The sequence below is a fragment of the Microcystis sp. M53603_WE2 genome (genome assembly GCF_030065435.1).
Window position 1 is genome coordinate 1 of record NZ_JASJFF010000063.1, and the last position, 6,416, is coordinate 6,416.

Here is a 6,416-nt window from a genome sequence, read left to right on the forward strand (position 1 = left end):
TACCAGATATGGGAGTGATCGGGGGGAAAATTCAGGGACTTTTTCCCTGAAAATTAGGTAATTGACCCCTTCAAAATCGGTAAAACCCTACACCCCACACCCCACACCCCACACCCTGCCCCCAAGAAAAACTTTTTGCCGCAAACCCTAATTACTCACTTGCATAAATGAGATACTCCCAAAGAGGGATATTTATGAAGTGGAATCTGACCTGCGGAATGTTGGATATAATCTAATTATGTACTAAAAACAGGAAATTCATGACAAATATTCACTCGATCATCGGTATATTCCCCTCCAATGAAGAAGCAGACATAGTTGTAAGGTGGTAAACGACGTAAATATGGTGGCTCTACCACAAGACATGGGTTCCGTAAAGGAGATTTAATTTCTTCTCCCAAAGGAATTGGTTATGTTAGTGGAGATACCGAAAAACAGCTATCTGTAAGCGATGCCAATGGTCAACGATTGGGACAGATAACTGTTAGTAAGATTCAGTTAATTCGTCGTTCTAACGGTTTAATTGTTTCTCACTAACTTATGTAAAGCCGCCCTCCGCTATCGCTAAAGGGCGGGGTTTCAGACCCATTTTTTCGATGAAAGCCCTGTTACTCTACCCTGAGTTTCCCCAGTCTTTCTGGTCTTACGATCGCTTTATGGAAATCGCGGGACTGAAAGCCACCATTCCACCCCTCGGCATCATTACTGTCGCCGCCCTCCTCCCCCAAAACTGGGAGATTCGATTTTATGATCGCAACGTCAATCCTGAAACAGAAGCCGATTGGGAGTGGTGTGAGTTGGTTATCCTCTCTGCCATGTTAGTCCAGAAGCCAGATTTTCAAGCTCTGATTCAAAAAGCCGTGCAGTTAGGCAAAAAAGTCGCCGTTGGCGGTCCCTACCCCACCTCTGTCCCCCAGGATGCCCTGGATTCTGGAGCGAACTATCTCATTTTGGATGAGGGAGAGTTAACCGTTCCCCTGTTTTTGGAGGCGATCGCTCAAGGTCAAAGCCAGGGAATTTTCCGCTCTGGGGACAAGCCAGACGTGACCCTCAGCCCCATCCCCCGCTTCGACCTGCTTCAGCGAGACGATTACTTAATGATGGCAGTGCAATTCTCTCGCGGCTGTCCTTTTAACTGCGAATTTTGCGACATTATTTCCCTCTACGGGCGCAAATCTCGTACTAAAGAGCCGAGTCAGACTTTAGCAGAGTTGCAGACTCTCTACGACCTAGGCTGGCGCGGTTCGTTGTTCATCGTCGATGACAACTTTATTGGCAATCAGCGCAACGTCAAACGCTTTCTCAGAGACTTGATTCCCTGGATGAAGCAGCACGACTATCCCTTCACCTTTATTACTGAAGCCTCGGTCAATTTGGCAGAGGATGATGAATTGTTAAGCCTGATGGCTGAGGCGGGGTTTTATTCTGTCTTTCTGGGGATTGAAACTCCTGACCAAGATAGTCTGCAAGTGACGCGCAAACTGCAAAATACTCGCAATCCACTGGTGGAAGCCTGTCGCAAGATTAATGCAGCCGGTTTGCTAATCTATGCTGGATTTATCTTGGGGTTTGATGGAGAGCGCTCTGGTGCGGGGGAAAGGATTCAAGCCTTTGTGGAAGAAACCAGTATTCCTCAGCCCATGTTAGGAATTCTCCAATCTTTGCCGAATACGGCTCTTTGGCATCGTCTCCAGCAAGAACAGCGTTTAGTTGAGGGTGACAGCATCCATCCGACGGGAGATCAGAATAGCTTGATGAATTTTATCCCCACCCGCCCGATTGCCGAAATTGCCAAAGAGTATGTCGAAGGCTTCTGGACGCTGTACGAACCCAGCCACTATCTCCGACGCTGTTTCCAACAATGTCTCGGTCTGGGTTTGCAGTCAAAACACAAGCAAACCATGCAATTTCCCGTGGGTAAGGGGTTACGGCTGATTACCCAGTTAATCTGGCATCAGGGTATCCGCCGAGGGAACATTCGGGGACAGTTTTGGCGGCAATTATGGACGATTTGGCAAAAAAAGCCCCAAGTTCTCAATCTCTATTTAGGTCTGTGCGCGGCGGGAGAACATTTTTGGGAGTACCGGGCCTTAGCCAGAGAACGGATTACTCAACAACTAGGCTACGATCCCTTAGAAGTTTCTGGTCGTCCCAACCAGAACTGATTCTGACTCGATAGGGAGGATTGGATTGTATGGTCAAGAGATCGCTCCAGGCCTCCCCTTCGGGAATTAAACAGGCTAAACGAGCCTTTGATCTCAAGGGGTGGACTCAGGAAAATCTAGCAGGGGAAGTGAACTTAAAGACCCGCCAGCCGATTTGGCGGTTTTTCACAGGAAAACCCGTTGATCGCCAGGTTTTCCTGGAAATTTGTTCGATTCTGGATTTGGATTGGCGGGAGATTGCCCTCGCTCCGCCCGCAGAATTTCCTGAACCCGGAGAACTGGCGAAAACTAATATTGATGCTCTGGTGCAAGAGGTGCGAGCGCAACGCCTGGACACCATCCAAAACCAGTGCGGCATCTTGCAGTTACTAGACATCAGCCATCCAGTCAACCTTGATGACATCTATGTGGATGTCAATATTTTGGCGGAAATTGCCAGTCAACAGTGGGTGGAGATTGCCGATTGGCAAAACTTGGGTCCCGCTGAATTCGATCGCGTCGGTTTGGGAGAGGTTGAGCAGAAGCAAATACCCGGAATGCAGGCTGTTGAAACTTACTCAAAGCTTAGAGTTTTGGGCAGGCCGGGGGTTGGCAAAACGACCTTTTTGCAACATCTGGCGATTCAGTGCAACCAAGGCGAGTTTGCGGCGAATCAAGTGCCGATTTTTATCTTATTGAGAGAATTTGCCGAGGAGTCCAGTCCCAGTGGTGAATCTAGCCTGTTCAACTACATCCGTCAGGCATTGCTCACCGCTGGAATTTCCAACCCGTCTGTGCTGGAAACCTTACTGCAAGCGGGCAGAGTCCTGCTGTTGCTCGATGGCATGGATGAAGTGCTCACCCAGGACATTACAGCAGTTCTGAGAGAAATTCGTCAATTCTCAGAAAAGTATCATCGCAATCGATTTGTAGTAACCTGTCGCACCGCTGCCCAAAAACTCCAGATTCGAGGTTTCACTGATGTAGAAATTGCCCCCTTTACCCAGGCACAAATCAGCACCTTCGCGCAAAAGTGGTTTGTGGCACTGAGCAAAACGACTGCTCAAGCGGGGCAGGAGCAGTCGGCTCAGTTTATGGAGAAGTTGGACTTGCCGGAAAACTGGCAATTTCGGCAACTGGTGGTGACACCTCTGTTTCTGCATCTCGCCTGCTGGGTGTTTCAGGGTCAAGGGAAATTTCCGAGCAAGCGGGCTGAGTTTTATAAACAAGGGCTGGATTTGCTGCTGGGTAAATGGGATGAAGCTCGAGGAGTCGAACGCGATCAGGTTTACCGGGGGTTTTTATTGCCCCAAAAATTGAGGCTGTTGAGCCAGCTTGCAGCAGTTACTTTTGAACAGGGGCAGTATTTTTTTGAGCAACGCACGATTGAGCAATACATTGGCGACTATTTGCGGAATTTGCCAGGTGCAACCCTGGAAGCAGAGGAACTCCAACTCGAAAGCGAAGCCATGCTGAAAGCGATCGAGGCACAGCATGGACTCCTCACAGAGCGGGCGCGAGGCATTTTTTCATTTTCTTATCTGGCATTTCAAGAATACTTCACGGCTCGAAAAATAGTTGCCAGCCATAATTTGCAGGCATTAGAACAAGCACTGGGAGGGTTGGTGAGTCACATCACCGATTCCCACTGGCGCGAAGTCTTCTTGTTAACGGCTGCCATGTTGCGAAGTGCAGATGCGCTGGTGCAGTTGATGAAGCAACAAATTGATGCCTTAGTCGCGCAAGACTCCTATCTGCAAGAGTTTTTGAGTTGGGCCAGCCAAAAATCCCAGCAGCTCCCAGACGAAACCAAAGTGGCGACCGCACGCGCATTTTACCTTGCCCTTGCCCAAAGCCCGCATACGGCAGATCGCTTTGCCTTAGCCAGCACGCTCGATCAGGGGATGTTTTTAGATGCGGCGTTGGAGAACTTGCTGGTAGAGTTTGCCATCGACCACAGTCAGGATTTTGCCTATGTCAATGCTTGTAGCGAGGCACTCAACAACATTCTGGTGATGGTTCTGGATGCTGGATTTTATAAGTCTTTGCAACAATTGAGAGACCAACTGCCACCTCCGAGTCAAAACCGGGAACGGCTTCAGGACTGGTGGCAGAAAAACTATTCTGCCTGGGTGGAACAGTTGAGGGGCACGATCGCCAATTATCGCAATATTCATCATCCCTGGCAGTTTACGACTGAGCAACAGCAGCTGCTCCAACGCTACTATGAGGCCAATCAACTCCTGATCGATTGTTTGAATAGTAACTGCGAAATAACAGCCGCAATCCGGCAAGAAATTGAAGCCACGTTGCTGTTACCTCAAAAGGACTTGGAAGATCGGGAATGGCAAGGAGATTAAATTGATAGACCACTCATTTGGATTTTACGGGTTCGCTTTCTTTGGGATCATCCTGGCGCGATACTTTCTCGTGGCTGGGGGAACCTATTTGTTCTTCTATTCGCCCTTGAGTCAGTCCTTTGTCAATCACAACCTGCGGCATTGGTCTCCCTCTTGGCGATCGATTCAACAAGATATCACGCTCTCGGTTCTTTCGGCGGGGGTGTTTGCGCTGGCGGCGGCTTTCATCATGACAGGATACAGTTGGGGCATTACCCGCTTATACAGCCACCCTCAACAGTATGGGCTGTGTTATTTAGGGGTTAGTTATGGCGCTGTGTTGGTTCTCCAGGATGCCTATTTCTATTTCACCCATCGCTTGTTTCACCACCCGTCACTCTTTCGGTGGTTACACCAGGGACATCATCGCTCGCGCTATCCTACCCCGTGGACTTCGTTTGCCTTTGACCCACTAGAGGCGATCGTTCAGTCTCTCTTCCTGGTCGGCATTGTCTTTGTCCTTCCCCTGCATTTCATCACGTTAATTGCGGCACTCACCACGATGACGATCTGGGCAGTGTTAAATCATCTTGGGATCGATCGCTTGCCCTCCTCATTTCCCCATCATTGGTTGGGTCGGTGGTTTATTGGTCCTGCCCATCATTCCATTCATCATCGCAAGTACACCGTACATTACGGTCTATATTTCACGTTCTGGGACAAACTCCTCGGAACTCAAGACCCCGATTATGAGCAGAAGTTTGATGAGCGTCTGACGGGTAAAGTCGATGGAATTTAACTCGTGCATCGCCCGTTACATTTTGTCTCGTATTCAAGCAATTCATACAGACTCAATCAATTCACACATCAAATCAAACAACCATCTATCAGGGTAATAGCAGAAGCAGAATTGTTGACTCGACTCAGGTAAGCAGTTCTCAAATTCTACAAATTCAATAAGGAGACTTCATGAACTTCAACAAAATTATTTTAGTGACAGGTGCTAAGCTAAACGGCGCTTAACCTGCATGATCCAACAGCTATAACCCTTTTGGAGTCTATATCGGTGATCCGAAGTAAAAGCCGTTTAGCTTATTGCTGTTAGTACCTTCGTTATAGCACCTGTTCAGGCAGCAACAATTCTTTCCCATTGGACATTTGACGAAACAGGGGGAACTATCGCTGCCGATAGTGTAGGGGGACAAAACGGTATTTTACAGGGGAACGCCACACTTGTGGGTGGAGGAATTTCTGGAAATGCAATTAGCTTGAGTCAAGCCACTAATGACCTTGTTAACATGGGAAACATCTATGGTTTCACCAATAGCAACTTTTCCATTTCAGCTTGGATTAACTCAACGGTACTTAACGATAACTTTGTCGTGGCAAAGCATACAGCAGGGATTGTGTCTGGATATATGGTATTTGTTAATGGTATCAACCCTGGGGAACGGCAATTGACGAAAGCAGGATTCTACGCACCTTTTCCTAACAGGCACGTATTGCATGGCAACACTACAGTAACAGATGGCGACTGGCATCAAATAGCTGTGGTGTACGAGCAAGGTGGAAATTCTTTATTATATGTAGATGGTATCTTGGATGCGATCACTGCCAGTGATCCAATTGGGGCAACCTCGGCTCCTTTCCTAGTTGGAGGAGTTGCTGTAGGCTCTCAACCAACAGGATTGTATACAGGGTTGATTGACGACGTACAAGTATATAGGGTTTGCTGAAAAAGTTTTTCCTGGGGGCAGGGTGTGGGGTGTGGGGTGTGGGGTGTGGGGTTTTACCAGTTTTGAGGTGGCCAATTACCTAATTTTCAGGGAAAAAGTGCCTAAATTTCCCCCCGATCACTCCCACATCCAGTACCTTTTGATTGACAAAACGCCTAAAAGTCTTACCCAACAAGGTTTTTAGATTTATTCAGCCA

General features: G+C 48.1%; 4 protein-coding genes and 1 pseudogene. All 5 read left to right on the forward strand.

Annotated elements, in window-relative coordinates; translation table 11 throughout:
* Positions 1–324: 324 nt before the first annotated feature.
* Positions 325–537, forward strand: a pseudogene (locus PX481_RS29535) (hypothetical protein); the annotation flags it as partial.
* Between the two features lie 59 nt (positions 538–596).
* Positions 597–2,165 carry a B12-binding domain-containing radical SAM protein gene (locus PX481_RS01495; RefSeq protein ID WP_004159262.1) on the forward strand — a complete coding sequence of 523 codons (1,569 nt, stop codon included), beginning with the start codon at positions 597–599 and terminating at the stop codon, positions 2,163–2,165.
* A gap of 29 nt (positions 2,166–2,194) precedes the next feature.
* Positions 2,195–4,504, forward strand: coding sequence for an NACHT domain-containing protein (locus tag PX481_RS01500; RefSeq protein ID WP_288093318.1), 2,310 nt, complete (start codon positions 2,195–2,197; stop codon positions 4,502–4,504).
* A gap of 1 nt (position 4,505) precedes the next feature.
* Positions 4,506–5,282: a sterol desaturase family protein gene (locus tag PX481_RS01505; RefSeq protein ID WP_043998932.1), complete on the forward strand. Its 777-nt coding sequence runs from the start codon at positions 4,506–4,508 to the stop codon at positions 5,280–5,282.
* A 499-nt stretch (positions 5,283–5,781) separates the two neighbouring features.
* Positions 5,782–6,219 carry a LamG domain-containing protein gene (locus PX481_RS01510; protein WP_353852175.1) on the forward strand — a complete coding sequence of 146 codons (438 nt, stop codon included), beginning with the start codon at positions 5,782–5,784 and terminating at the stop codon, positions 6,217–6,219.
* The last annotated feature ends 197 nt before the right edge of the window (positions 6,220–6,416 follow it).

Coding starts and splice junctions, on each gene's coding strand:
- PX481_RS01510 (WP_353852175.1), top strand. CDS start 5,782: ATGGGAAACATCTATGGTTTCACCAATAGCAACTTTTCCATTTCAGCT.
- PX481_RS01495 (WP_004159262.1), top strand. CDS start 597: ATGAAAGCCCTGTTACTCTACCCTGAGTTTCCCCAGTCTTTCTGGTCT.
- PX481_RS01500 (WP_288093318.1), top strand. CDS start 2,195: ATGGTCAAGAGATCGCTCCAGGCCTCCCCTTCGGGAATTAAACAGGCT.